Annotated in this window: 25 protein-coding genes; 13 read left to right on the top strand and 12 right to left on the bottom strand. The window is 66.0% G+C overall.

Going from position 1 to position 24,307, the window contains the following annotated elements; genetic code table 11:
- Window positions 1–103 precede the first annotated feature (103 nt).
- Together FYJ91_RS15455 and FYJ91_RS15450 are read left to right on the top strand one after the other, a co-directional pair.
- On the top strand, window positions 104–814 hold the full coding sequence (locus FYJ91_RS15455) for a glutathione S-transferase family protein (RefSeq protein WP_149523139.1): 711 nt from the start codon (window positions 104–106) through the stop codon (window positions 812–814).
- Window positions 815–1,020: 206 nt separating this feature from the next.
- A complete protein-coding gene (locus FYJ91_RS15450; protein WP_149523138.1) occupies window positions 1,021–2,604 on the top strand; it encodes a glycosyltransferase family 39 protein in 1,584 nt (527 codons plus the stop codon).
- Between the two features lie 73 nt (window positions 2,605–2,677).
- On the opposite strand, the gene FYJ91_RS15445 is transcribed toward FYJ91_RS15450, so the two are convergent.
- Window positions 2,678–3,895, bottom strand: a complete 1,218-nt coding sequence (locus FYJ91_RS15445) for an argininosuccinate synthase (protein WP_149523137.1) — start codon at window positions 3,893–3,895, stop codon at window positions 2,678–2,680.
- Between the two features lie 113 nt (window positions 3,896–4,008).
- Here FYJ91_RS15445 and FYJ91_RS15440 point away from each other — a divergent pair, with 113 nt between their 5' ends.
- Window positions 4,009–4,476, top strand: a complete 468-nt coding sequence (locus FYJ91_RS15440) for an EF-hand domain-containing protein (RefSeq protein WP_149523136.1) — start codon at window positions 4,009–4,011, stop codon at window positions 4,474–4,476.
- A 117-nt stretch (window positions 4,477–4,593) separates the two neighbouring features.
- Entirely contained in the window at window positions 4,594–5,247 is a 654-nt protein-coding gene (locus tag FYJ91_RS15435) for a calcium-binding protein (protein WP_246152651.1), read from the top strand.
- Window positions 5,248–5,342: 95 nt separating this feature from the next.
- Here FYJ91_RS15435 and FYJ91_RS15430 read toward each other — a convergent pair whose 3' ends face one another.
- Window positions 5,343–5,963, bottom strand: coding sequence for a TetR/AcrR family transcriptional regulator (locus FYJ91_RS15430; RefSeq protein ID WP_149523135.1), 621 nt, complete (start codon window positions 5,961–5,963; stop codon window positions 5,343–5,345).
- Window positions 5,964–6,036: 73 nt separating this feature from the next.
- Between FYJ91_RS15430 and bdcA the strand changes: the two genes are divergently transcribed.
- The gene (bdcA, locus tag FYJ91_RS15425) at window positions 6,037–6,750 is read left to right on the top strand and encodes an SDR family oxidoreductase (protein ID WP_149523134.1); all 714 of its coding nucleotides are present in this window, start codon (window positions 6,037–6,039) and stop codon (window positions 6,748–6,750) included.
- A gap of 135 nt (window positions 6,751–6,885) precedes the next feature.
- Here bdcA and FYJ91_RS15420 read toward each other — a convergent pair whose 3' ends face one another.
- A complete protein-coding gene (locus FYJ91_RS15420) occupies window positions 6,886–8,109 on the bottom strand; it encodes an SAM-dependent methyltransferase (RefSeq protein ID WP_149523133.1) in 1,224 nt (407 codons plus the stop codon).
- A 226-nt stretch (window positions 8,110–8,335) separates the two neighbouring features.
- On the bottom strand, window positions 8,336–9,544 hold the full coding sequence (rlmN, locus tag FYJ91_RS15415) for a dual-specificity RNA methyltransferase RlmN (protein ID WP_181008548.1): 1,209 nt from the start codon (window positions 9,542–9,544) through the stop codon (window positions 8,336–8,338).
- 131 nt (window positions 9,545–9,675) lie between these two features.
- Between rlmN and FYJ91_RS15410 the strand changes: the two genes are divergently transcribed.
- Window positions 9,676–13,035 (top strand): trifunctional glycoside hydrolase family 18/polysaccharide deacetylase/glycosyltransferase family 2 protein, encoded by a 3,360-nt coding sequence (locus tag FYJ91_RS15410; RefSeq protein WP_149523132.1) that lies wholly within the window; start codon window positions 9,676–9,678, stop codon window positions 13,033–13,035.
- A 111-nt stretch (window positions 13,036–13,146) separates the two neighbouring features.
- On the opposite strand, the gene FYJ91_RS15405 is transcribed toward FYJ91_RS15410, so the two are convergent.
- Both FYJ91_RS15405 and FYJ91_RS15400 read right to left on the bottom strand, forming a co-directional pair.
- Window positions 13,147–14,739, bottom strand: coding sequence for a M28 family metallopeptidase (locus FYJ91_RS15405; RefSeq protein ID WP_149523131.1), 1,593 nt, complete (start codon window positions 14,737–14,739; stop codon window positions 13,147–13,149).
- 123 nt (window positions 14,740–14,862) lie between these two features.
- Entirely contained in the window at window positions 14,863–15,279 is a 417-nt protein-coding gene (locus FYJ91_RS15400; protein WP_246152649.1) for a hypothetical protein, read from the bottom strand.
- 218 nt (window positions 15,280–15,497) lie between these two features.
- Here FYJ91_RS15400 and FYJ91_RS15395 point away from each other — a divergent pair, with 218 nt between their 5' ends.
- The 3 genes from FYJ91_RS15395 (at window position 15,498) to FYJ91_RS15385 (ending at window position 18,214) form a co-directional block, all read left to right on the top strand.
- A complete protein-coding gene (locus FYJ91_RS15395; RefSeq protein ID WP_149523129.1) occupies window positions 15,498–16,067 on the top strand; it encodes an outer membrane protein in 570 nt (189 codons plus the stop codon).
- Between the two features lie 120 nt (window positions 16,068–16,187).
- The gene (gene dnaN / locus FYJ91_RS15390) at window positions 16,188–17,291 is read left to right on the top strand and encodes a DNA polymerase III subunit beta (protein WP_149523128.1); all 1,104 of its coding nucleotides are present in this window, start codon (window positions 16,188–16,190) and stop codon (window positions 17,289–17,291) included.
- Window positions 17,288–18,214 (top strand): EamA family transporter, encoded by a 927-nt coding sequence (locus tag FYJ91_RS15385; protein WP_246152648.1) that lies wholly within the window; start codon window positions 17,288–17,290, stop codon window positions 18,212–18,214. Before dnaN ends, FYJ91_RS15385 begins: the two co-directional genes overlap by 4 nt.
- Window positions 18,215–18,326: 112 nt before the next feature.
- Here the strand turns inward: FYJ91_RS15385 and FYJ91_RS15380 are convergent, their stop codons facing one another.
- On the bottom strand, window positions 18,327–18,740 hold the full coding sequence (locus tag FYJ91_RS15380; protein WP_149523127.1) for a VOC family protein: 414 nt from the start codon (window positions 18,738–18,740) through the stop codon (window positions 18,327–18,329).
- Between the two features lie 87 nt (window positions 18,741–18,827).
- Between FYJ91_RS15380 and FYJ91_RS15375 the strand changes: the two genes are divergently transcribed.
- The 4 genes from FYJ91_RS15375 (at window position 18,828) to FYJ91_RS15360 (ending at window position 20,807) form a co-directional block, all read left to right on the top strand.
- On the top strand, window positions 18,828–19,037 hold the full coding sequence (locus tag FYJ91_RS15375) for a hypothetical protein (protein WP_149523126.1): 210 nt from the start codon (window positions 18,828–18,830) through the stop codon (window positions 19,035–19,037).
- 59 nt (window positions 19,038–19,096) lie between these two features.
- Window positions 19,097–19,738 (top strand): guanylate kinase, encoded by a 642-nt coding sequence (gmk, locus tag FYJ91_RS15370; protein WP_149523394.1) that lies wholly within the window; start codon window positions 19,097–19,099, stop codon window positions 19,736–19,738.
- A gap of 5 nt (window positions 19,739–19,743) precedes the next feature.
- A complete protein-coding gene (locus FYJ91_RS15365; protein WP_149523125.1) occupies window positions 19,744–20,151 on the top strand; it encodes a DUF1801 domain-containing protein in 408 nt (135 codons plus the stop codon).
- Window positions 20,152–20,246: 95 nt separating this feature from the next.
- Window positions 20,247–20,807, top strand: a complete 561-nt coding sequence (locus FYJ91_RS15360; protein ID WP_149523124.1) for a hypothetical protein — start codon at window positions 20,247–20,249, stop codon at window positions 20,805–20,807.
- A 57-nt stretch (window positions 20,808–20,864) separates the two neighbouring features.
- Here the strand turns inward: FYJ91_RS15360 and FYJ91_RS15355 are convergent, their stop codons facing one another.
- Genes FYJ91_RS15355 through crcB form a run of 5 tightly spaced genes read right to left on the bottom strand, consistent with a single transcriptional unit; the run spans window position 20,865 to window position 24,307 of the window.
- The gene (locus tag FYJ91_RS15355; RefSeq protein WP_149523123.1) at window positions 20,865–21,554 is read right to left on the bottom strand and encodes an ATP12 family chaperone protein; all 690 of its coding nucleotides are present in this window, start codon (window positions 21,552–21,554) and stop codon (window positions 20,865–20,867) included.
- Window positions 21,551–22,222 carry an HAD-IA family hydrolase gene (locus FYJ91_RS15350; protein WP_149523122.1) on the bottom strand — a complete coding sequence of 224 codons (672 nt, stop codon included), beginning with the start codon at window positions 22,220–22,222 and terminating at the stop codon, window positions 21,551–21,553. Before FYJ91_RS15350 ends, FYJ91_RS15355 begins: the two co-directional genes overlap by 4 nt.
- On the bottom strand, window positions 22,219–22,818 hold the full coding sequence (locus FYJ91_RS15345; RefSeq protein WP_149523121.1) for an FMN-binding negative transcriptional regulator: 600 nt from the start codon (window positions 22,816–22,818) through the stop codon (window positions 22,219–22,221). Before FYJ91_RS15345 ends, FYJ91_RS15350 begins: the two co-directional genes overlap by 4 nt.
- Window positions 22,818–23,933 (bottom strand): RluA family pseudouridine synthase, encoded by a 1,116-nt coding sequence (locus tag FYJ91_RS15340; protein ID WP_149523120.1) that lies wholly within the window; start codon window positions 23,931–23,933, stop codon window positions 22,818–22,820. The genes FYJ91_RS15345 and FYJ91_RS15340 overlap by 1 nt, the downstream gene beginning before the upstream one ends.
- Window positions 23,933–24,307 carry a fluoride efflux transporter CrcB gene (gene crcB / locus FYJ91_RS15335; protein WP_149523119.1) on the bottom strand — a complete coding sequence of 125 codons (375 nt, stop codon included), beginning with the start codon at window positions 24,305–24,307 and terminating at the stop codon, window positions 23,933–23,935. The genes FYJ91_RS15340 and crcB overlap by 1 nt, the downstream gene beginning before the upstream one ends.

Raw genomic sequence — 24,307 nt, 5'->3', positions numbered from 1 at the left:
GCGATGAGACCGGATGGGTCCCCGCCTGCGCGGGGATGACGACCGGGTTGGAACTGCGGATCGAGTTCCTAGCTAAGACGATGTCCGCACAGGAGTCGCGCTCATGCCTCAGCCCCTCGACGCCTTCCCGATCACGAAGCGCTTTCCGCCGCAGCATCCGGATCGGCTCCAGCTCTATTCACTCCCCACCCCCAACGGGGTGAAGATATCGATCATGCTCGAGGAGATCGGGCTGCCTTACGAGGTGCACCGGATCGATTTCGCCAAGGGCGACCAGAAGACGGCCGAATATCTGGCGATCAATCCCAATGGGAAGATCCCGGCGATCCTCGATCCGCACGGGCCGGGCGGCACGCCGATGCCCTTGTTCGAATCGGGCGCGATCCTGGTCTATCTGGCCGACAAGGTCGGCAAGCTGTTGCCCGCGAACCCGGCCGATCGCTGGCAGGCGCTGCAATGGGTGTTCTTTCAGGTCGGCGGGGTCGGGCCGATGTTCGGGCAACTCGGCTTCTTCGTGAAGTTCGACGGCAGGGATTGGGAGGACAAGCGCCCGCGCGATCGCTACGCGGCGGAGAGCAAGCGCCTGCTGGGCGTGATGGACGTGCATCTGGCGGGGCGCGACTGGTTCGTGGGCGATGCCTTCACGATCGCCGATATCTCGATGCTCGGCATGGTCCGGAACCTCGTCAATTTCTACGAGGCGGGCGATCTGGTCGATTATGCGCAGTTCCGGAACGTCGCCGCGTGGCTCGATCGCGGGCTCGCGCGGCCTGCGGTCCATCGCGGGCTGAACATACCACCCGCACCACAGTAGATTCCCCGACTCCGAACCGATCGGCGGCGGGCTTACCACGATGCAACCGGGCAACAACGTCGGGGTCGGGCTGTCATCGTCCCCCAATCCGACGGCAGCCGTCATGCGCGACGGATCCTGACGCGCCCGGCTGGACAGGGTCGGCCCGCTCGACCAGCCCCCGCCGGCCCTGTCCTTCCTTTTCCGCCGGTGGCATAGGCCCGGCCATGCTTTCGCTCCGCAATCGCTGGCTTCTCGTCGGTTTCGTCATCCTGTTGTTCGGTATCGGCGTGCGCGCCTGGGGGCTGACCGACGAGCCGATGTGGCTCGACGAGGCGTACAGCGCCTATGCCGCGTCGAAGGGCTGGCATTTCCTGTGGGCCGTGGTGCCGGCGTACGAGACGCATCCGCCATTCTATTATTCGCTGCTGCGCGGCTGGACCCTGATCGTGGGCGACGGGTTGCTGGGGCATCGGTCGCTCGGCGTCGTGGCGGGATCGATCGCGCTGCCGGTGGTGGCGCTGGCGGCGCGTGACGCCGCGCGGGCGAGCGGGCTGGCCGATCGCGCGGGGCTGATCGCGGTCTCGGCGCTGGCGGCGGCTTCGGTGTCGCCGGTGCTGGTCGAGATGGCGCGCGAGGTGCGGCCCTATCCGCTGATGATCATGGCCTATGCGCTGGGCATCTGGGCGTTGATGCGGATCGCGGCGCGCGGACGCTTGGAGGGCGTGCCTTATGCGGCCTATCTGGCCTGTTCGGCGCTGATGCTGTGGCTCCACAATATGGGGCCGCTTTATGCCGCCGCGATGGGGTTGGCGCTGCTGGTCGTCGCGTGGCCGCGAACGCCACGCGACTGGGGCTGGCTCGTCGGCGGGCACGCGATCGTGCTGCTGGTGTGGAGTCCGGCGCTGGTGATCCTGCTCGATCAGGCGCCGATGTGGATCAAGGCGACGTGGCTCAAATTCTCGACCGCGAACCTGTGGCGGCGCGTGACCCTGATCTGGACCGGCAATGGCGACGGGCTGCGCGCGGCCGTGGCGCTGCTGGTGCTGGCGGCGCTGTGGCGGGTGCGCAAGGTGCCGGCCGGGCGGCGGATTGCGGGCGCGCTGCTGATCCTGGCGATCTTCCCCGTTGCGGTGTCGCTGATCCTGTCGGCGACGGTCGCGCCGGTGTTCATCATCCGCACGATGACCGCGCTGGCGGTGCCGGCGATGGTGCTGATCGGGATCGGCGCGGGCGGCTATGCGGGCAAGGTGAAGTGGCTGTTATGGGCCGCCGCCATCTATTTGCTGGTCGATCAGGGGACGGCCGATGTCGACGCGCGGATCGCCAATCGGCCGCAGGAGGACTGGTATGCCGCGGCGCGCTGGGTCGGTGCGCGCGCGAAACCGGGCGACCTCGTCTATGCCTATCCGAACGAGAGCGCCTTGCCGTTCGATCGGGCGGTGCGCGATCTGGGGCTGCCGCTGCAGACGCGGCCGATCCCCGGCGAAGTGCCCGTGCTCAATCCGCCGCCGGGCAGCTGGTATGTCAGCGGATCGCGCGGCGTGCCGTCACTCGATCAGGCGCATCTGCGTGGCATAGCGAGGGACAAGGTAAGCCGCGCCGCGCCGACCATCTGGCTCGTGCGCGGGGGGCCGTGGGCCTATGACAAGGGCGACGTGTTCGTGAAGGAACTGGAAGCGGCTGGCCGGCTCAACACCGGCCATTATTACCGCTTCCCGATCGATATCGTTGGGCTTCAACTTAATCCTCCCCCGCCAGGGGGAGGTGGCGCCGAAGGCGACGGAGGGGGAGGACGACGACCCCAATGAGTTGCTCGCCGTCCTCCCCCTCCGTCAGCTTGCGCTGACACCTCCCCCTGGCGGGGGAGGATTTTAGAGTGGGTTACCGCCCGTCGCGACGACCCAGAAGGCGCAGGCGCAGGGCGTTGAGCTTGATGAAGCCCGCGGCGTCGCGCTGGTCATAGGCGCCGGCGTCGTCTTCGAAGGTGACGACCTTTTCCGAATAGAGCGTGTAGGGCGACTTGCGGCCCGTCACGATCACGCTGCCCTTGTAGAGCTTGAGCCGGACGGTGCCCGTCACCTTTTCCTGGCTGTAATCGATCGCGGCCTGGAGCATCTCGCGCTCCGGCGAGAACCAGAAGCCGTTGTAGATCAGCTCGGCATAACGCGGCGCGAGCTCGTCCTTCAGGTGCGCGGCGCCGCGATCGAGCGTGATCTGCTCGATCCCGCGATGGGCGAGGTGATAGATCGTGCCGCCGGGCGTTTCGTACATGCCGCGCGACTTCATGCCGACATAGCGATTCTCGACCAGATCGAGCCGGCCGATGCCATGGCGCTTGCCCAGCTCGTTGAGCTTGGTGAGCAGCATGGCGGGCGACAGGGCCTCGCCGTTGATCGCGACGCCGTCGCCACGTTCGAAGTCGATCGTGATGACTTCGGGCGTGTCGGGCGCGTCTTCCGGGTTATCGGTGCGCGAATAGACGTAATCGGGCACCTCATCCCACGGATCCTCGAGCACTTTGCCTTCGGACGAGGTGTGAAGAAGGTTCGCGTCGGTCGAGAAGGGCGATTCGCCGCGCTTGTCCTTGGGCACCGGAATCTGGTGCTGCTCGGCATATTCGATCAGGCGGGTGCGGCTGGTCAGATCCCATTCGCGCCACGGCGCGATCACCTTGATATCGGGCGCGAGCGCATAATAGCCGAGTTCGAAGCGGACCTGATCGTTGCCCTTGCCGGTCGCGCCGTGCGACACCGCGTCGGCGCCGACCATCTTCGCGATCTCGATCTGGCGCTTGGCGATCAGCGGGCGCGCGATCGAGGTGCCGAGCAGATACAGCCCCTCATAGAGCGCGTTCGAGCGCATCATCGGGAACACATAGTCCTTCACGAACTCCTCGCGGAGATCGTCGATGAAGATATGCTCGTCCTTGATGCCCATCAGCTTGGCCTTGGCCCGCGCGGGCTCCAGCTCCTCGCCCTGGCCGAGATCGGCGGTGAAGGTGACGACCTCACACTGATAGGTCTCCTTCAGCCACTTCAGGATGACGCTGGTGTCGAGGCCACCCGAATAGGCGAGCACGACCCGCTTGATGTCAGACATTGCAAATCTCCAAAGGCCAGGCGCGGCGCGCCCTTGCCACGCCGGCCGCCCCCGTTCAAGCGGCATACAGGCCAGACGGGGCATCGCGGCCGCCGGTTGATGAGGATTATGTGATGCGTAAGGCGATCTTTGTGACAGTCATGGCGATGGCGGCGACCCCGCTTCTCGCGCAGGCGGACGGCGTGCCGCGCACCCGCGCCGCGATGGAACAGGCGATCGCGCAGCGCTTCACCGCCAGCGACACGAACAAGGATGGCGCGATCGATCGGGCGGAGGCGGCGCGGGCCTTGGGCATGTCGCCGACGGCGGCGCGTGCGGCGCCCTTCGAATATTCGATCGGCGCCGATGGCCGCCCGCAGCTCCACGTGTCGCAGGACGGTGCTGCCGCAGGGATGCTGCAGATGATGTTCGGGCAGGTCGATCGGAACGGCGACGGCATGCTCCAGCTCGCGGAGGCGCAGGCCGCCGCGCGCCAGCGCTTCGACCGCGCCGACAGGAATCGCGATGGCACGCTCAGCGGCGCGGAGATCGAGGCCGCGCGGACCGAACTGGCGCCGATGCTTAGCGCGCTTGGCCTCTGATCCGGACATTTCAACACCGACATATGCTGCAAGAATCAGGTCTTAAATCGGATCATGAGATCGGATCGGGGCACCCCTCCCAAGCGTTCTGATCGGCATGAGTTGAGAGGATTTGAGATGAACAGGATCACCAAGCTGATGATCGGCGGCGGCATGATGGCCGCGACGCTTTCGGTTGGTGCGGTTGCGATCGCACAGGATGCGCCGCCGCCGCGCCCCGGCCACGGCATGATGAAGATGCCCGAAACCCGCGCCGAAGTGCAGACGATGGTCGCCGCGCATTTCAAGATGATCGATGCCAACAAGGACGGCTTCGTCACGCGCGACGAAATGGCCGCTGGCCGCGAAAAGATGCGCACCGAGATGAAGGCGAAGTTCGAAGCGCGCCGCGCCGAGCGTCGCGCGGACATGTTCGCGAAGCTCGACGCCAACAAGGATGGCAACATCTCGAAGGCCGAGTTCACCACGCCGCCGGCGAAACCCGAAGGCCGTGACGGTATGCGCGGCCCCGGCGGGCATGGCCCGGACGGCAAGATGCACGGCGGTCGCTTCGGTCGCGGCGGTCATGGTGGCGGCATGTTCGGCGAACGCTGGTTCGCGAAGGCCGATGCGAACAAGGACAACAAGGTCAGCCTCGCCGAAGCGCAGGCCGCCCCGCTCGCCCGCTTCGACCAGGCCGACACGAACAAGGACGGCAAGCTGAGCGACGCCGAAAAGCAGGCTGCGCGTCAGGCGATGCGTGGCGGCTGGAAGGGGCGTGGCGAACGCTAACCACTTTCGTCATTCCCGCGAATGCGGGAATTTATCCGGTCTCTTCACGAGAGAAGGCTTTGGATAGGCCCCCGCCTGCGCGGGGGTGACGTAAGTTACAATACCCGAACCCTCGGGCCACCACTCGCCCGCGTCTCCTCACGGAAGGCGCGGGCGAAGGCTTTGGCGGACAGCATCAGTTCGGCCTCGCTCGCGCCGTCGCGGGCGGAGGCGGACAGACCGTTGAGCGCGGTGATCACGATCGAGGCGAGGCCATCCGCCTTTTCGGGATGCTCGCGCGCGAATCGCGCCTTCAGCATGTCGCGCGACGCGGCCTTGTGGCGCACGATCATCGCCAGCGCCTCGGCATCGCTGCTGTTGCGAACCCCGTCGATCACCAGACAACCGGCAATCCCGTCCTTCGTCGCATAACGGCACGCGGCCTCGGCCAGCAGCCGATCGACCGCGTCGGCGCTGTCGCCCGGCCCTTCCAGCGCCTCGGGCACGAAGCGGCCATAGCCCGCCGTATAGCTGTCGAGCACCTGCGCGAAGAGCGCCGCCTTGCTGCCGAATGCATTGTAGAAACTGGGCGGGGTGATCCCCAGCGCCTTGCCGATATCGGCCACGCCGACCCCGTCATAGCCGCGCTGCTGGAACAATGTCTGCGCCGTTTCCACCGCCGCTGCGGGATCGAAGGAGCGGGGGCGTCCGCGCGTTCCGACTTTTTTTGTAGTCATCGCTATAAATCTCTTGCAACCGTCACATGCGACTTATATAGCGATCACTATAGAAATTGAAAGGAACTTCGAAATGACCACCAAAGCTTCCCAGAAAGTCCTCGTCCTTGGCGGCAGCCGCGGCATCGGCGCCGCGATCGTCCGCCGCTTCGCCGCCGATGGTGCGAATGTCGTCTTCACCTATGCGGGATCGGCCGACGCCGCGCAGGCGCTGGCCACCGAAACCGGCACGACCGCGACCCGCGTCGACAGCGCCGATATCGCAGCGCTCACCAAGGCGGTCGCCGATCAGGGGCCGATCGACGTGCTGATCGTCAACGCAGGCAAGCTCGCGCTGGGCGATCCGCTGACGCTTGACCCCAAGGCAGTCGACGAGATGATCGACGTCAATGTGAAGGCGCCTTATTTCGCCGCGGTCGAAGCCGCGCGGACGATGCCGGACAATGGCCGTATCCTCGTGATCGGATCGACCAATGGCGATCGGATTCCGTTTGCGGGTGGCGCGGCCTATGCGCTCACCAAGTCGGCGATGCAGGGGATGGTGCGCGGCCTGGCGCGCGATTTCGGCGCGCGCGGCATCACCGTCAATTCGATCCAGCCCGGCCCGGTCGATACCGACATGAACCCCGCCGACGGCCCGATGTCCGATTACATGCACAGCTTCATGGCGATCCCGCGCCACGTCCACGCATCGGAAATCGCCGATTATGCGGCATTCCTGGCCAGCCCCTCGGCGGCGATGATCACCGGGTCGCTGCAGACGATCGACGGTGGGTTCGGGGCTTAGTTTTGGCTGGTTCAGCAAAGCTGAACCAGCGGCGGCACCGGCCCGCTCCCCCACCCGGCCTCCCAGCGGTAGTATCTTATGGGAGGCCGGGTGGGGGAGCGGGCCGGTGCCGCCTATCCGCGTGAGCGGATCAGATCAGCGCGGCAACCACTTCTCCGTCTCCGCCATATAATCGCGGGTGATCGGCAGGGTGGCGCGGTCGCGGATATACTGGATCTGATAGTTGCACAGATTACCGTGGAAGAAGGCCGCGCGCGCGCCGGAGAGGTAGAAGGTCCACATCCGGTAGAAGCGCTCGTCATAGAGCGCGATGATCGCATCCTTCGCGGCCACGGTACGGTCGTACCAGTGATCGAGCGTGTGGCCGTAATGCATGCGCAGCATCTCGACATCCGACGCCATCAGCTTGGCGACCTGGCTGGCCGCCACGATCTCCGACAAGGCCGGATTGTAGCCGCCCGGGAAGATATACTTGAGCGTGAACGCATCGGTCTTGCCCGGCACGCCGAGCCGCCCGATCGTGTGGAGCAGCATCACGCCGTCGGTGGCGAGCAGATCGCGGCATTTGAGGAAGAATTCCTCATAATGCGGCACGCCGACATGTTCGAACATGCCGACCGATACGATCCGGTCGAATGTGCCGGTGAGGTTGCGATAGTCGATCAGCTCGAACTTTACGCGATCGGCGACGCCGGCTTCCTCGGCGCGGCGGCGGGCGACCTTGAGCTGTTCTTCGGACAGGGTGATGCCCAGCACGTCGACGTCGGCGACGCGGTTCAGATAGAGCGCCATCCCGCCCCAGCCGCAGCCGATGTCGAGCACCTTCTGCCCGGACTTCAGGTGCAGCTTGGCTGCGATATGCGCCTTCTTGTCGGCCTGCGCGGTATCGAGGTCGTTCGCGGGATCGGTGAAGTAGGCGCAGCTATATTGCCGGTCGCGATCGAGGAAGAGATCGTAGAGCCGATCGTTCAGGTCGTAATGGTGCGCGACATTCTTTTTCGATCGCACCCTGTCGTTGATGCGCTTGCTGCCCGCGATCAGATTTTTCGCGTGGTGCATGAAGGTGCCGCGCAGCGTGATGCGGCCTTCCTCCCACTTGCCGTTGGCGCGGACCAGATCGACCAGATCGCGAATGTCGCCCTGCTCGATCACCAGCCGACCGTCCATGAACGCCTCGGCGGCGTGGAGGTGGGGGTTACGACCGATATAGGCTGGCACGCCTTTGTCGAGGAAACGGATCGTGACGGGCTTCAGCGCCGGATCACCGTCGCCCAGATTGTAGGTCTTGCCGTCGGCGGTGTGGATGGTGATACGGCCGCGCTTGAACAGGTGGCCGGCGAATTTTTCGAACAAGGACATCGGTGAGGCTTACTCCCTGATCTGGCAAGATAAGCGCTGGAAATGTGGCGCTGGCAAGACCCGCCACCCGGTTGTTTATGCAATCGTTCGCGATGAAGCGCGACTGTGTCTGGAGGTGTTTACGTTCTCATATCCGTCATCCCGGCGGAGGCCGGAATTTCAGGATGCAGGGAGCGCAGCTGGAGGCGAGAGCCTCCCGAGATCCCGGCCTCCGCCGGGATGACGATTATCCGAGCGCCGCCTGCTTCTCGGCCGCGAGGCGGTCCAGCTCGGCGCGGCTCTTCTTCTCGGCCGCCGACTTGAGCTGGCCGCACGCCGCCATGATGTCGCGGCCGCGCGGGGTGCGGACGGGGGCGGAGATGCCGCCCTTGAACACGATGTCCGAAAAGCGCGCGATCCTGTCCGCGTCCGAACATTCGTAATCGGTGCCGGGCCACGGGTTGAACGGGATCAGGTTCACCTTGGCGGGCAGCTTGTACTTGCGGATCAGGCGGACGAGTTCGCGCGCATCCTCGTCGCTGTCATTCTTGTTGCGGATCATCACATATTCGAAGGTGATGCGCCGCGCATTGTTCGCGCCCGGATAGTCGGCGCACGCCTGCAACAGCTCCTCGATCCCGTATTTGCGGTTGAGGGGCACGAGTTCGTCGCGGACTTCCTTGGTGACGGCGTGGAGCGAGACGGCGAGGTTGACGCCGATCTCGGCCCCCGCGCGCGCCATCGTCGGCACAACGCCCGAGGTCGACAGGGTGATGCGGCGCTTGGACAAAGCGAGGCCGTCGCCGTCCATCGTGATCTTCAGCGCATCGCGGACATTGTCGAAATTGTAGAGCGGCTCGCCCATGCCCATCAGCACGATGTTGGTGAGCATGCGGCCTTCGGGCTGCGACGGCCATTCGCCCAGCGAATCGCGCGCGAGCATCACCTGCCCGACGATCTCGCCGGGCGTGAGGTTGCGGACCAGCTTCATCGTACCGGTGTGGCAGAAGCGGCAGTTGAGCGTGCAGCCGACCTGCGACGAGACGCAGAGTGTTCCGCGATCGGCGTCTGGAATGAACACCATCTCGTAATCGTGGCCGTCGTCGGTCTTGAGCAGCCATTTGCGCGTGCCGTCTTCGGACACCTGCGCGACGACGATTTCGGGCCGCGACACCGCGAAGCGGTTGGCGAGCCAGAGGCGCATATCCTTGGCGATGTCGGTCATCAGCGCGAAATCGGTGACGCCGCGATTGTAGATCCACGACCAGAGCTGCTTGGCGCGCAGCTTGGCCTGCTTCGGCTCGAGCTGCGCGGTTTCCAGCGCCATGCGCAGATCGTCGCGCGAAAGGCCGATCAGGTCGATACGGCCATCGGCGCGCAGCGGCACCGCGCGGGGCACAGGCACGGGATCGATCGGGCCGGGGATCGACATATTCGCAGGCATCGGGTGATTCATCGCTGCCACATAGTGGAAAGCGGCGTATTTTTCCACAGGCGCCCCTCAAACGATCGTCGAAGGGCTGCGTAAAAGCTTCGTTATCCATTTCGCTTTACCTGCCGCCGCGATCAACAGCGGTGGCGGCACACGTGAATCTCCAGATTTTCCACGATCCAAGTGGCCGTCGCGCGCGCCGGACGAAGTTAACGCTTTGGGCGCTGGGCCTCGCGCTGGCCGCCGCCGCCGCTTTCCTCGCGATCGCGGTGCTGGCCGCCGAACGTCACGTCGCGCCGGCGCTGCGGGCGGCGGATGCGACGCGAGCGAAGGCGGTGGCGTCCAAGATGCCGATGGATATCGAGCGCGGCGCGTGGGCGCCTGCGAATGCCGCCGCAGAGGCGCGCGGCGAGCGAATCGGTTTCTATGTGCCGTGGGACGAGGCGGGGCGGAGGACGCTGGCGGCGCATGCCGATTCGCTCGACTGGGTCGCGGCGGGGCTGGCGCGGGTGCACGGGCGCGACAATCGCTGGACCTATGAGCCGGACGCGAAGCTGCACGCCTTGCTCGACGGACGCGCGAAGGCGCCGCGGCTGATGCTGATGGTTCAGAATATCGGCGATGACGGCCAGTGGGATGGGCGCGGCACTGCCGGGCTCGTGGCCGATGCCGTCGCGCGCAAACGATTCATAGGCCAGATCGAGGCGGCCCTGGTCGCCGAGAAGGCGGGCGGTGTGATGCTCGATCTGGAGGATCTGCCCGCCGCCGCGCATGGCGGCTATCGCACGCTGCTGACCGAGATGAAGGCGCGCTTCGCGGAACGCGGCTGGCGTGTCGACATTGCGGTGCCCGCCGACGATGCGGCGTGGGATCTCGCGGCTTATGCGCCGCTGGCCGATCATCTGGTGCTGATGGCCTATGACGAACATTGGCCCGATGGCGCAGCGGGGCCGATCGCGTCGCAGCCGTGGTTCGCGCGCGTCGTGGCCGAAGCGATCAAGGCGGCCGGGCCGGCCAAGCTGATCGTCGGTCTGGGCAATTATGCCTATGACTGGGACGGCAAGGGTCCGGCCAAGCCGCTGACCGTCGAGGCCGCGTGGAAGAAGGCGGACGAGGCGCACGCGCTGCCGACATTCGATCCCGCCACCGGCAACACGCACTTTGCCTATGTTGAAGGCGGCGTGCACCATCAGGTCTGGCTGCTCGATGCGGTCGCGAGCTGGAACGAGCTGCAGGTCGCGCGGCGTGCGGGCGCCGCCGGGGTCGCGCTGTGGCGGCTGGGCAGCGAGGATCCGGGTTTTTGGGCGGCGCTCGATACGCCTGCGGGGCAGGTGCCCAACCTCAGCCATCTGCCGATCGAGCATCAAAAGGTCGCGCTCGACGGGCAGGGGGAGGTGCTGCGCCTCGCCAGCTTCGCGACGGCCGGTGTCCGCAAGGCCGAGCCGGCAGCCGACGGGCTGATCCGCGACGCGCGCTATCACAGCCTGCCGACGACCAATGTGGTCGAACGCGCCGGGCATAAGCGCCGTCAGGTCGCGTTGACCTTCGACGACGGCCCCGATCCGCGCTGGACTCCAGCGATCCTCGATATATTGAAGCGCCACCGCGCGACGGCGACCTTCTTCGTCACCGGATCGAATGCGATGGGCGAGCCCGATTTGCTGCGCCGGATCGTCGACGAGGGATCCGAACTCGGCAACCATTCGATGACGCACCCCGATCTCGACAAATTGCCTGAGGCGGCGGTGCGGCTGGAGATCAACGCGACCCAGCGGATCGTCGAGAGCCATACCGGCCGTTCGATGCGGCTGTTCCGCGCGCCCTATCTGGGCGACGCCGATCCCGATCGGCCCGACGAACTGCATGCGGCGAAGGTCGCGGCGGAGATGGGTTATCTGTCGGTCGGCCTGAACGTCGATCCGCTCGACTGGGCGGGGACGAGCGCCGACGCGATCGTTCGTCGCACGATCGAACAGGTCGAATCGGGCCATGCGGGCAAATCGACCCAGATCGTCCTGCTCCACGATTCGGGCGGCGATCGCCGCGCGACCGTCGCGGCGCTGCCCCGGATCATCAAAGGCTTGCGCGCGCGCGGCTATGATCTCGTCACCGTCTCGACCCTGGCGGGCATTTCGCGCGACGCCGCGATGCCGCCGCTGGTTGACGGGCACAAGGCGGCGGCGGGCGGCGCGAGCGCGTTGTTCGTCGGGCTGTCCAACGGCTGGAAGGCGCTCGGCGGTCTGTTTCTGGTCGCGATCCTGCTCGGCATCGCGCGCTCGATCACGTTGACCGCGCTTGCGGTGCGGGCGGCTAAGCGGGCGGTGGTGCCGAATCCCGCGCCGCATCTGGTGCCCAGCTTCGTCTCGGTGCTGATCCCCGCGTTCAACGAGGAGCGCGTGATCGAGGCGTCGGTGCGCCGCATCCTGGCGAGCAACGGCCCGCGCATCGAAGTGATCGTGATCGACGATGGTTCGAAGGATGCGACCTCGGCAGTCGTATCGCGCGCCTTCGGGTTCGATCCGCGCGTGACCTTGCTTTGCCTAGAAAATGGCGGGAAGGCGCGCGCGCTCAATCAGGCGCTGCGCATCGCGAAGGGCGATGTGGTCGTGGCACTCGATGCCGATACCCAGTTCGAGCCGGATACGATCGCGAAACTCACCCGCTGGTTCGCCGATCCGGCGATCGGCGCGGTCGCGGGCAATGCCAAGATCGGCAATGCGACCAACCTCGTCACCCGCTGGCAGTCGGTCGAATATGTCACCGCGCAGAATCTGGAGCGGTGTGCGCTCTCGGCGCTCGATGCGATCACGGTCGTGCCCGGTGCGGTCGGCGCATGGCGGCGCACTGCGCTGGACGAGGTGGGCGGCTATCCCGACGATACGCTGGCCGAGGATCAGGATCTGACGATCGCGATCCAGCGCGCCGGCTGGCGCGTCGCGTGCGATGTCGATGCGATTGCGTGGACCGAAGCGCCCGACAGCTTCGGCGCTTTGTTCAAGCAGCGCCGCCGTTGGGCGTTCGGAACGCTGCAATGCCTGTGGAAGCATCGTGCGGCGATGTTCGAGGGCAAGCCGCACGGCCTGGCCCGTTATGGCATGCCGCAGGCGTGGCTGTTCCAGATCGGCTTCGGTCTGGTTTCGCCCTTCATCGATATCGCCCTGATCGCGAGCCTGATCGACACCGGGTTGCGCGTCGCCAATCACGGCTTCGGCGCGATGCAGGCGGACCTCGCGACGATGGCGGGCTTCTGGCTGGCCTTTGCGGCGATCGATCTGGCCTGTGGCTGGATCGCCTACCGCCTCGACGCGCGCGAAACCCGCTTCCCCGCGCTCCGCCTGCTGGCGATGCGCTTCGGCTATCGCCAGCTGCTCTATGCGGTCGTGGTACGCGCGGTCTTCTCGGCACTGGCGGGGGCGGCCCTGCGCTGGGGCAAGCTCGAACGATCGGGCGAGATGACCGCGATCGTCGCGCCCGGCGTCCAGATGGACGAGGAGCCGCTGCCTCTCGCGGCGTGACCAATGCCTCTTTCGTCATCCCGGACTTGTTCCGGGATCCAGCTGCCTGTTCCAGACGAAGAAGAAGAAGCGGGACCCCGGGTCAAGCCCCGGGTGACGTGAGGGTGGGGGCTACTTTGCGAACCGCTTGAAATAGCTGTCGGCGTTCCAGCTCGGCTTGGCCGGATCGTCGGCAATGTTGCGGGCGAGGGCGATGACGTAATCGGTGAACTTGACGCCTTCGGCCTTCATGACCGGCTGATCCAGATCGTCCTGCGGCGAATGGTAGATGTTGGTGCGCCAGTCGGCCTCGATCTTCTCCTCGGGCGTGCCGAGCTTGAAGCCGTATTTAAGGAAGAGCGAGGGCACGCCCTTGCGGATGAAGCTATACTGGTCCGACCGGATGAAGACGTTGCGGTCGGGCTTGGGATCGGGGACGACCGGCAGGCCGAGCGATGCGGCGACGATCTTGGCATTTTCGCCCAGCGAGCTTTCTTCATAGCCGATCGGCGTCACGCTGGTGAAGGCGAAGATCGGCAACGGCATGTCGAGGTTGATGTCGGCGACCAGCGATTGGGCGGGCACCGTCGGGCGTGCCGCGAAATGCCGCGATCCGAGCAATCCTTTCTCTTCACCCGTCACGATCACGAACAGGATCGATCGGCGTGGGCGCTTCTTGAAGCTGGTCAGCGCCTTGGCGGTCTCGATCAGGGTCGAGACGCCGACCGCATTGTCGAACGCGCCGTTATAGATCGTATCGCCCTTGATCGGCGCGCCGACGCCCAGCCCGTCGAGATGTGCCGAGAGGACGACATTCTGCGCCGACAGCACCGGATCGGATCCGGGCAGGCGCGCGACGATATTCCTGGCATGGACGGGACGCGAACTGCTGACGACGGTGGCGGCGAACCGCTGCGGCAGCGCGAAGACAGGCAGGGGCCTGGATGCATCGGCGAGCGCGGAGAGCGCGGCAAAATCCTGCGGCGCGCCGGCGAACAGCTTGGGCGCGGCATCGGGGCCGACGAAGGCGTTCAGGAACGGCACCGCAACCTCCCGCAACCCGGTGTCGGCCGGATACATGAAGGACTGCGCAGACAATGCGACCTGCCGGTCCCACTTGATCTCGGTCTGTTTGGGCGTGGTGAGCGCGATCAGGCCCACGGCGCCGCGTTCGGCCAGGATGGCGGCGCGGCGCGAGCGCGCATCGGATTTGAGCGCGCCCGAAATCCCGGCGGGCCCGCCCGACAGCACGACGACGATCTTGCCCTTGAGATCGAGCCCCGCGAAATCATCATGCCCCTCATCGGGCATCGACAGGCCATAGCCGGCGAAGACGAGCGGCGCGTCGACGCTCGGCGGCATCGGCGCGCTGCCGCGAAAATAGAGCTCGGTCGGGGTGGCGAGGATCGTGTTTCCCGCCGGCCCCTTCAGCATCGCCTTGCTCGCCGCCTGATCGAAGCGTTGTTCGGTCAGTTCGACCGGCTGGAACCACCCGTCGCTGCCCGCAGGGATCAGGCGCAGGTGGGTGAACTGATCGACGACATAATCGGCGGCGCGATCAAAACCGGGCGATCCGGTCAGCCGGCCCTCATTCTTGTCCGACGCGATCGTGGCGATATGCCCCCACCACGCGTCGATCCGCTGGGCGGTAGGTTCGGGGATGGCGGCGTTGGCGGCGGTTCCGAGCATCAGCAGCGAAAGGGCGGTCAGGCGAAGGCTGGGCATCGATGCTCCGGAAGGCGAGAGGAAATGATGATGCTGCACCGCAATGCAGCCATGCGTCAACGATGCCTTGTTAGACTGGTTCGGCATCCGCCGTGCCGCATCCAGCGTGAGCTGGATCAAAATCTAACGTCGCGCGCAACCGATCGCGGCGGCGTCGATCGCGCTTGCGACTCCTTTCAGCAGATAGCCGTCCGATCGGTCCTTGCCGCCCTTCGATACCCAGGCGACCCGCATCGACGTGGCCCCGCGCATCGCCGCGACGATCGCGGCATCGGCGCGTGCATCGGGCGCCCAGGCGTCGACCCGGCCGGCGACCAGTGGAAAGCGCGCCTCGCCGACATAGAGCGCGATCGGGCTACGCGGCGCCCGCTCTTCGCGCAGGCGGATGTGAAGCTGGTTGCGGATGCCGCGATCGGGCCAGTGCGCGACGCTCGCGAAGGGGCGCCATTCGCCCGACCGGCGCGTCTCGGGTGTGGCGATCGCATAGCAATGGCGGGGCTTCACATCGCGAAACGCGCCCCAATCCCCAAAAATTCCCATCGGCTGCCGCCCCGGCGGAGCGGCCGCCAGAAGTAACAAAAGTGCAATAGTCCCCAAAAACCGGGGGCCAAAACTGTCAAGCCGCTTCTTTGTCATCGTGGTAAAAATGCAACGATTCCATCTGTTTATCTGAGGTTCATGCAACGCCAGGCGATCAGGTCCATTTGAGCGCCGTTCCCACTGGTTCGTTCGGGAACGGAATGAACGGAGTTATACAAATGCGTAGCATCATTGTCGCCGCCCTGCTCGCCGGCACCATCGCAGCCCCCGCCTTCGCGCAGGACAGCGCGCCTTTCACCGGCGCCCGCGTCGAAGGCCTTGTGGGTTGGGACCGCGTCCAGAACAACGGGCATGACGACGGCGTCAACTATGGCGTTGCCGCCGGCTACGATTTCCAGACCGGCATGGGTGTTGTCGGCATCGAGGGCGAAGTCGGCGATTCGAGCACCAAGCAGTGCGTCGGTTCGAGCACCGTCGCCGACCCGCGCCTGTGCGCCAAGGCTGGCCGCGATCTCTATGTCGGCGGCCGCGTCGGCACCGTCGTGGGCGGCAAGGCGCTGCTCTATGCAAAGGCCGGCTATGCCAACAGCCGCGCGAAGCTGACCGGCAATGACGGCACCGGGCAGACCACGCTCGCCACGACCAACCTCGACGGCGTGCGTGTCGGCGCGGGTGTCGAATATGCGCTGGGCCAGAACGCCTATGTGAAGTCGGAATATCGCTACACCAACTATCAGGATGGTTTCAGCCGCCACCAGGTCGTGGGCGGTTTCGGCTTCCGCTTCTGATAAGAGAGGGCCGGGGCGGCAGACGCCCCGGCCTTATCCCCATATTTGCTGTGCATGGGGGCTGGCGGGGCGCATCCACCGCGCTATAACGTCTCTCCATTCAGCATATTCGGGGCGGCAATGAAGGCAACGATCGAGCGGGCGACTCTTCTGAAGAGCCTGGGCCACGTCCAATCGGTGGTCGAGCGCCGTAACACGATTCCGATCCTGTCCAACGTGCTGCTGGAGGCTGCGGCCGACGGCACGCTCAAGCTGATGGCGACCGATCTCGATCTGCAGGTCGTCGAATCCGTGCCGGTGACGGTGGATCAGCCGGGCGCGATCACCGTGTCGGCGCACACCCTGTTCGATATCGTCCGCAAGCTGCCCGAAGGCAGCCAGGTCAGCCTGTCGGCCGCCGACGGCAAGATGCTGATCGTCGCGGGCCGGGCGCGGTTCAACCTGCAGACGCTGCCGCGTGACGATTTCCCGATGATCGCCGAGGGCGACCTGCCGACCAGCTTCGAGCTGCCGGCCGAAACGCTCAAGCAGATCATCGACAAGACCCGCTTCGCGATCTCGACCGAAGAGACGCGTTATTATCTGAACGGCATCTTCTTCCATGTCGCCGACGATGTGCTGAAGGCGGCGGCGACCGACGGCCACCGCCTCGCGCGGGTCACCGTCGCACGGCCCGATGGCGCGGAGGGCATGCCCGACGTGATCGTGCCGCGGAAGTGCGTGGCCGAACTGCGCAAGCTGCTCGACGAGGTCGACGGTTCGGTGCAGGTTTCGCTGTCGTCGACGAAGATCCGCTTCGGCCTGGGCACGGCCGTACTGACGTCGAAGCTGATCGACGGCACCTTCCCCGATTATAATCGCGTCATCCCGACCGCGAACGACAAGCTGCTCAAGATCGATCCCAAGAGCTTCATGCAGGGCGTCGACCGTGTCGCGACGATCGCGTCGGAAAAGACCCGTGCGGTCAAGATGGCGCTCGATCGCGACAAGATCACCCTGTCGGTGACGAGCCCCGAGAACGGGACCGCAGCCGAGGAAGTGCCGGGCGAATATACCTCGCCGGGCTTCGAGATCGGCTTCAACGCGCGTTACCTGATGGACATCCTGGCGCAGATCGACGGCGATCTGGTCGAAGTCCACCTCGCCGACGCCGCCGCGCCGACCCTGATCCGCGAGAATGACAACGCGCCGGCGCTGTATGTGCTGATGCCGATGCGGGTGTGACCGGCGGAGCGCTTCACCACCGCCTGCCGCTGACCCACATCCTCCTCGCCATCGCGGTGGTCGCGGTGTGGGGGACGAATTTCGTCGTGATCCGCTGGGCGCTCGACGATCTGCCGCCGCTTCTGTTCGCGACGCTGCGCTTCACCTTCGCCTTGTTCCCGGCCTGCCTGTTCCTGAAGCGTCCGGCGGTCGGCTGGCGCTATCTGGCGGCCTATGGCGTGCTGATCGGTTTCGGCCAGTTCGGCATGCTCTATATCGCGATGGACGGGCATATCTCGCCCGGGCTCGCGAGCCTCGTCGTCCAGACGCAGGTGTTCTTCACGATCGGCCTGGCGATGCGGATGAGCGGGGAGAAGATCCGCCTGTTCCAGTTCGTCGCCTTGCTGCTGGGGACGGCGGGGATCGGCACGATCATGCTCCACGGCGGCGGTAGCGCGACTGCGCTGGGGCTGGGCCTGGTGCTCGTCGCGGCGCTGAGCTGGGCTGGCGGCAATCAGGTCGCGAAGCTCAGCGGGGCGACCGACATGCTCGCCTTCGTCGTGTGGGCCAGCCTGTTCTCGGTCCCGCCGCTGCTGATCGCGTCGCTGGTGATGGAAGGCTGGCACCGCGATGTCGCCGCGCTCGCCGCCGCCGGTCCCGGCGCGTGGGGTGCGGTGGTGTGGCAGTCGTTGGGCAATACGATGTTCGGCTATGCCGCCTGGGGCTGGCTGCTGTCGCGGCATCCGGCGGCGACGATCACGCCGATGGCGATGCTGGTGCCCTTGTTCGGCATGGGCGCATCGGCGCTGCTGCTGGGCGAATCGTTGCCGGCGTGGAAGCTGATCGCCGCCGCGCTGGTGATGGCGGGACTGGCGATCAACATCCTCTGGCCGATGGCCGCGCGTCTTCCCGGTCTGCCGTGGCGGCGCGGCGCGGGCGTCTAGAAATCCTCCCCCGGAGCGGGAGGGGGACCGGCGCTTAGTCCCGCTGCCGGCCAATACCTTTCCACCACCCTTCGGGCGGTCCCCCTCTCCCGCCGGGAGAGGATTTGAGACATCACCAGACGCCGGTGTTCGGCATCGATGCCCAGGGTTCGGCGGGTTCGAGATGCCCGTCCTGCAACAGCTCGATCGAGATGTTGTCGGGGGTGCGGACGAAGGCCATGTGGCCGTCGCGCGGGGGGCGGTTGATCGTGTAGCCCGCGTCCATGATCCGCTGGCAGGTCTCGTAGATGTTGTCGACGCGATAGGCGAGGTGGCCGAAATTGCGGCCGCCGTCATAGCCCGCCTCGTCCCAATTGTGGGTGAGTTCGACCTGCGCATCCTCGTCGCCCGGCGCGGAGAGAAAGATCAGGGTGAAGCGTCCCGCCTCATTGTCCCAACGCTTGGTCTCGCGCAGGCCGACCAGCTCGAGAAAGCGGATCGTCTCGGCCGGGTCGGACACCCGGATCATCGTGTGGAGATATTTCATGGGCGCCAATCTAAGGCGCGGGCGAAACCGGAACAAGCCGCGCCCGGCATTGTTCTTTGCGCGAGTTTGAAAAGGGAGATCTCGGACATGATCGGTAAGGTCATCGGCGCGCTCGTCGGGCGCGAAATCGATCGTCGTGACGGTGAAGGCGGCGTCAAGGGCGCGGTGCTGGGTGCCGCATCGGTCGGGCTGCTGCGGCGGCTGGGGCCGATCGGACTGCTCGCGGGCGGCGCTTTCCTCGCCAAGCGGGCTTATGACCGCAGGAAGGAAAGCAAGGCGCCGATCACGCCAGCCTAGTATAGCCTATAGCCATGCGCGACATTGACGCCGGGGCCGTTCCCGAGGCAAAGGCGCGCATGGCCCACAAGACCCTCAAGCGGCGCGGCGTGTTGTTCGTGCTGTCCTCGCCCTCCGGCGCCGGCAAGTCGACAATCGCGCGCCGGCTGCTCGCATCGGACGATCAACTGCAGATGTCGGTTTCCGCGACCACCCGGTCGATGCGCCCGGGTGAGGTCGACGGTGTCGACTATCATTTCGTCGATCTCGAGCAATTCCGCGCCAGCGTGGCCGAGGGCGAGTTCCTCGAATGGGCCCACGTCTTCAACCATCGCTACGGCAGCCCGAAGAAGCCGATCTACGACATTCTCGATTCGGGCAGCGATGTGCTGTTCGACATCGATTGGCAGGGCGCCCAGCAGCTGTTCCAGACATGCGGCGGCGATGTGGTGCGCGTTTTCATCCTGCCGCCGTCGATGCCCGAGCTGGAGGAACGGCTGCGCAAGCGCGCGACCGACAGCGAGGACGTCATTGTTGGCCGGATGCAGCGTGCGAACGCGGAGATCAGCCATTGGGACGGCTATGACTATGTCCTGATCAACGACGATATCGATCGCTGCTTTGCCGAGGTGAAGCACATATTGGAGGCCGAGCGGCTGAAGCGCAGCCGCCAGACCGGGCTGATCGGCTTCGTCCGCAAGCTCAACAATCCGCCGGCCTGATCGCGATGGCCGGGCCGAAACTGCTGTCCGGCGGCAACCCCCAGATTGCCAAGGGCGAAGGCGATGCGCCTGTTCAGGCCTATATCGCCGCCATGCCCGGCTGGAAGCAGCGGATCGGGCGCACCGTTGACGCGATCGTGGCGCGGGTGGTTCCCGACGTGCGCAAGGCCGTCAAATGGAACACGCCCTTCTACGGGCTGGACGGCGCGACCTGGTTTCTGTCGTTTCACTGTTTCGAACGCTACGTGAAGCTCACCTTCTTTCGCGGCACGTCGCTCGATCCCATGCCGCCGGGTAAATCGAAGCAGGCCGAGGTCCGCTATCTCGATATTCGCGAGGATGACGCGATCGACGAAGCCCAACTGGCCGACTGGATTCGCCAGGCGAGCGCGCTGCCAGGCGAGAAGCTCTAGATCATCGAGATCGTCGCCCGGTCCGCCGCACTTCGTTTGCGCGGAACGATCGCGTTTCTAGTCTGTTGCGCCACGATAACGACAAGGAACGCATCATGGCCAAAACTCTGTTCGGGGGGCTGGTAGGGGGCTTCGCGCTCTACCTGATCGGCTTTCTGTTCTGGGGGACGCCGCTCAGCCTGCTGGCGTTCAACCGGATCGAGGAGCCGCAGGCCGCAGCCTTGCAACTCGCGCTCGCGCAAACGCTGACGAGCGGCGGCACCGGCACCTATGCGATCCCGTCGCCGGGCAGCGCGAACGGATCGGTGCTGTACGGCAAGGGACCGATCGCGACGATCCATTACAATATCAGCGGCTTCCCGGTGGTCGACACGTCGGCGATGCTGCAGGGGCTGATCCTCGCGCTGATCACCGGCATCCTGATCGCGCTGGCAATGGGTGCGGTGGGCAATCGCGTGATCGATTTCGCCAGCCGCGCGCGGATCGCGATCCTCTTCGCACTGGGAACGACGCTCTACACCGTGCTGGGGCAGCCGATCTTCAACCATTTCGGTTGGGGCTATTGGGTCTATCTGTTCTTCAGCCAATTCCTGGGGCTGGCGGTCTGCGGGCTGATCGTCGCGCGCTGGTTCCTGCCGCGCACGGCGCTGGGCTAACTCCCTCTCCGTTCGTCTCGACTGCGCTCGACACGAACGGCAGAAGGTAGGACGGCGCTAAAGCAGCGTGAGAAAGCGCGCCGCCGCCGCGAAATCGTGGCGGCGGGCGTCGCGCGCCTGGGCGGCGAGCACGTCTTCGCCCCATTGCTCTACCTGCCAAAGTTCGTCGAGATGGGTGGTGTCGAACGCCTCGACCGGATCGATATGGTCTTCGAGCAGCGCCAGCGCCACGACCAGCGATCCGCCGATCGTCACGATCGGCTGAAGCGCCGCGAGCCGGAAGGGATCGAGTGCCGAGACCGCCTGCGCGAGCCGGGCGACCGTTTCGGCCGGCTGGGGCTGGTGCATGATTCCGGTGACGAGGGTGAAGCCGATGTCATAACGCTCGCGCGCCCAGCCGAGCAGCGGATCCCAGGTCGCCGCCTGTCGCGCGACCAGTTCCGCAGGGCTGTCGGCGCGGTAACAGAGCAATTCGGTTTCGCCATATACCGCGACGATGGCGGCGAAGGGCGCGGGGTTCGCGAGGACCTGGTCGATCGCGGCGTTCGCAATGCCGGTCAGCGGCATCGTGCGCGGGTCGAGCGTTTCGGCCTGCGCCTCCCATTCGGCGGCGATGGCATTGGCCAGCATTGGCGTGGGCGCGATCAGGGCGGCGCGTTTGGGCGTCTTCACACTCCGCCCGTCGAGCAGGATCGCGTGGCCGCCGTCGGCCGGCGCGGTGGTGACGTCGGCGTAAAAACGCTTCACGGGCGCACGCCGATCGCGGTTTCGAGGACGGCGGGAAGCTGGCCGGGCTGGTCGGCGACGAAATGCGCGCCCTCGTCGAACAATTCCTTGGCCTCGTGATAGCCCCAGGCGACCCCGACAGTGGTGCAGCCTGCGGCTATTCCCATGCCGATATCGAAGCTGGTGTCGCCGATCATCACCGTGGTCTCGGGCGCGGCGCCCGTTTCGGCCATCGCGAGGATCGCCATCGAGGGATGCGGTTTGGACGGGTGGCGATCGGCGGTCTGGAGCGTGGAAAAGAGGTGCGTCAGCTTGTGGGCGGTCAGGAGGTGCGCCAGCCCGCGATCCGACTTGCCGGTCGCGACGCCGAGCATCCAGCCCGCGTCGAACAAAGTCCGGAGCGCCTCGGCGATGCCGGGAAAGAGCGGCTCGTCGACCTGCCCCATCGCGCGCAGCCGCTGGAACGCCTGCTTGTAGCGTTCGGCGAGATGGTGGTGGAGCGCGTCGTCAGCCTCCGGGATCAGCCGGCCGATCGCCTGGGGAAGGCTGAGCCCGACGATCCGGCGCGTGGCACTGTCGGTGGGCGGCGCAAGTCCCTCGGCGACGAAGGCGTCGGCCATCGCGCGGCAGATGATCGCCTGGCTGTCCGCCAGCGTGCCGTCGCAATCGAACAGAGCGAGCCGGTTCATCCGCGCTCCTGCGCGACCAATGCCGCAAGATCGGGGCGCGTGGTTTCGAGCGCGGCGATCACGCCCGCACGATCCGCCGCGGCTCTGTTCTGGCTGAGCTTGCGCGTGCCGCGCCAGGTGGGCGCATCGATCGAAAAACCGGATATGCCCGACAGCATCGCATCGAACCGCCCCTCGGGCATCTTGTCCCGCGTCCAGGCGGGCTTGGGCGCGAGCCGGGCTTCGTGCTCCGCGCTCAGTCCGTCGAGCTGCGCGACCAGTTCGGCTTGGTCGAGCAGGCGCGCCGTGCCTTCGATCTCGACTGCGACATAGTCCCACGTCGGCACGCTGTCCTTCGCCTCATACCAATCGGGGCTGACGTAGAAATCGTGCGCGGCGATGCTGGCGACGATCGTCGCGCCGTCGAGATGACGGAGGATCCGGTTGCCGCGCGACAGGTGGACAAGCACCGATCCATCCTCTGCCACCAGCAAAGGCGCGTGGGCGACGATCGGTCCATCCGGCCCCGCGACGCACAGATGCGCGAACGCGATATCGCGCGCGAACGCCGCCATCGCGGAGACGTCATCCCACGCGAAACTCTTCGCCGGATGCATCAGGCCTTGCTCCGACCCCGCCGTTCGCCCTTGCGGGCCTTGCGCGCATCCTTGGCGCGGGCGGCCGTGGCGCGACGCTTGCCCTCGGCGGTCTCGGAAAACTTCACGTCGTCGATCGGCAGGGCATCGCCGCGCGATTCCTGGAAACCGAGCAAGGCAAAGCTTTCCGCGAAATGCTGGGGCAGAGCGGCGGTGACGTCGACCACGCCGCCATCGGGATGATCGACCTTCAGCCGGCGCGCGTGGAGGTGCATCTTGCGGCTGACGCCCCCCGTCAGGAAGGCTTCGAGACCGCCATATTTGCCGTCGCCGACGATCGGGTGGCCGATCGCCGCCATATGGACGCGCAACTGGTGGGTGCGGCCGGTATAAGGCTGCAGCTCGACCCAGCAGGCACGGTTGCCGACGCGGTCGATCACGCGATAGCGGGTGCGGGCGGGCGAACCTTCCTTCTCGTCGACGTGCATCTTTTCCCCGCCGGAACCGGGTTGCTTGCCGATCGGAAGCTCGATCATGCCGTCGTCGATCGAAGGCACGCCGGCGACAAGTGCCCAATAGACCTTGCGCGCGGTGCGGCTGCTGAATGCCTTGGCGAAATGGCCCGCGGCATTGGCGCTGCGCGCGATCAGGAGGACGCCCGACGTGTCCTTGTCGAGCCGGTGAACGAGCTTGGGCCGCCCCTCCGCCTCGAACTGAATCGCGTCGAGCAGGCCGTCGACATGCCGCTCGGTCTTGGTACCACCCTGCGTCGCGAGGCCGGGCGGCTTGTTGAGGACGATCGCCTGCCGATCGCGGTGGATGACCATCGACTGCGCAAGTTCGGTATCCTCCGCGCTCAGCGGCGCGCGCGGGCGCTTGGGCTTGGGCGCCGTCGTCGGGACGGGCGTGGCTTCGGGCGGCGGCACGCGCAGCACCTGGCCCGCCTCGATCCGGTCGCCCGGCTCGACGCGCTTGCCGTCGAGCCGCAGCTGCCCCGTGCGCGCCCAGCGTGAGACGATGTTGAAGCTGGTATCGGGCATGTGCCGCTTGAACCAGCGATCGAGCCGGATGCCATCGTCATCCTGCGCTATCGTGAACTGGCGGGCTTCGCCGGCGGGGGGCTTCTGTTCGGCCATCAGGCGATCCTAACCAGTGCGAGTCCGGCCATCAGCGCCAGCAGCGATCCTGCGACCGACGATCCGACATAGGCAGCACCCAGCGCATAGTCGCCCCGGCCGAACATGTTGATCGTTTCCAGCGTGAACGACGAGAATGTGGTGAAGCCACCCAGAACGCCGACGCCGAAGAACAGGCGGACCGGCTCTCCACCGTCCGTCATCTTCAGGAGAAGGCCGACGAGAATACCCATCAGGAAGCCGCCGATCAGGTTCGCCGCCCATGTGCCCCAGGGGAAACCAGGGCCGAACAGACGGATCATCAGATAGCTGAGGTGGTAGCGAAAGCCGGAGCCGATCGCGCCACCGATCATGACAAGTAACAGGGGAGGCAT

The sequence above is a fragment of the Sphingomonas montanisoli genome, from assembly GCF_008274695.1.
GTDB classification, from domain to species: domain Bacteria; phylum Pseudomonadota; class Alphaproteobacteria; order Sphingomonadales; family Sphingomonadaceae; genus Rhizorhabdus; species Rhizorhabdus montanisoli.
The sequence above is the reverse complement of the archived record's forward strand: the minus strand, read 5'-3'. Positions and strand labels throughout refer to the sequence as shown.

Coding starts and splice junctions, on each gene's coding strand:
- crcB (WP_149523119.1), bottom strand. CDS start 24,307: ATGCCTCCCCTGTTACTTGTCATGATCGGTGGCGCGATCGGCTCCGGC.
- FYJ91_RS15430 (WP_149523135.1), bottom strand. CDS start 5,963: ATGACTACAAAAAAAGTCGGAACGCGCGGACGCCCCCGCTCCTTCGAT.
- FYJ91_RS15440 (WP_149523136.1), top strand. CDS start 4,009: ATGCGTAAGGCGATCTTTGTGACAGTCATGGCGATGGCGGCGACCCCG.
- gmk (WP_149523394.1), top strand. CDS start 19,097: ATGGCCCACAAGACCCTCAAGCGGCGCGGCGTGTTGTTCGTGCTGTCC.
- FYJ91_RS15360 (WP_149523124.1), top strand. CDS start 20,247: ATGGCCAAAACTCTGTTCGGGGGGCTGGTAGGGGGCTTCGCGCTCTAC.
- FYJ91_RS15340 (WP_149523120.1), bottom strand. CDS start 23,933: ATGGCCGAACAGAAGCCCCCCGCCGGCGAAGCCCGCCAGTTCACGATA.
- bdcA (WP_149523134.1), top strand. CDS start 6,037: ATGACCACCAAAGCTTCCCAGAAAGTCCTCGTCCTTGGCGGCAGCCGC.
- FYJ91_RS15365 (WP_149523125.1), top strand. CDS start 19,744: ATGGCCGGGCCGAAACTGCTGTCCGGCGGCAACCCCCAGATTGCCAAG.
- FYJ91_RS15375 (WP_149523126.1), top strand. CDS start 18,828: ATGATCGGTAAGGTCATCGGCGCGCTCGTCGGGCGCGAAATCGATCGT.
- FYJ91_RS15450 (WP_149523138.1), top strand. CDS start 1,021: ATGCTTTCGCTCCGCAATCGCTGGCTTCTCGTCGGTTTCGTCATCCTG.
- FYJ91_RS15350 (WP_149523122.1), bottom strand. CDS start 22,222: ATGAACCGGCTCGCTCTGTTCGATTGCGACGGCACGCTGGCGGACAGC.
- FYJ91_RS15345 (WP_149523121.1), bottom strand. CDS start 22,818: ATGCATCCGGCGAAGAGTTTCGCGTGGGATGACGTCTCCGCGATGGCG.
- FYJ91_RS15395 (WP_149523129.1), top strand. CDS start 15,498: ATGCGTAGCATCATTGTCGCCGCCCTGCTCGCCGGCACCATCGCAGCC.
- dnaN (WP_149523128.1), top strand. CDS start 16,188: ATGAAGGCAACGATCGAGCGGGCGACTCTTCTGAAGAGCCTGGGCCAC.
- FYJ91_RS15435 (WP_246152651.1), top strand. CDS start 4,594: ATGAACAGGATCACCAAGCTGATGATCGGCGGCGGCATGATGGCCGCG.
- FYJ91_RS15455 (WP_149523139.1), top strand. CDS start 104: ATGCCTCAGCCCCTCGACGCCTTCCCGATCACGAAGCGCTTTCCGCCG.
- FYJ91_RS15405 (WP_149523131.1), bottom strand. CDS start 14,739: ATGCCCAGCCTTCGCCTGACCGCCCTTTCGCTGCTGATGCTCGGAACC.
- FYJ91_RS15380 (WP_149523127.1), bottom strand. CDS start 18,740: ATGAAATATCTCCACACGATGATCCGGGTGTCCGACCCGGCCGAGACG.
- FYJ91_RS15445 (WP_149523137.1), bottom strand. CDS start 3,895: ATGTCTGACATCAAGCGGGTCGTGCTCGCCTATTCGGGTGGCCTCGAC.
- FYJ91_RS15400 (WP_246152649.1), bottom strand. CDS start 15,279: ATGGGAATTTTTGGGGATTGGGGCGCGTTTCGCGATGTGAAGCCCCGC.
- rlmN (WP_181008548.1), bottom strand. CDS start 9,544: ATGAATCACCCGATGCCTGCGAATATGTCGATCCCCGGCCCGATCGAT.
- FYJ91_RS15420 (WP_149523133.1), bottom strand. CDS start 8,109: ATGTCCTTGTTCGAAAAATTCGCCGGCCACCTGTTCAAGCGCGGCCGT.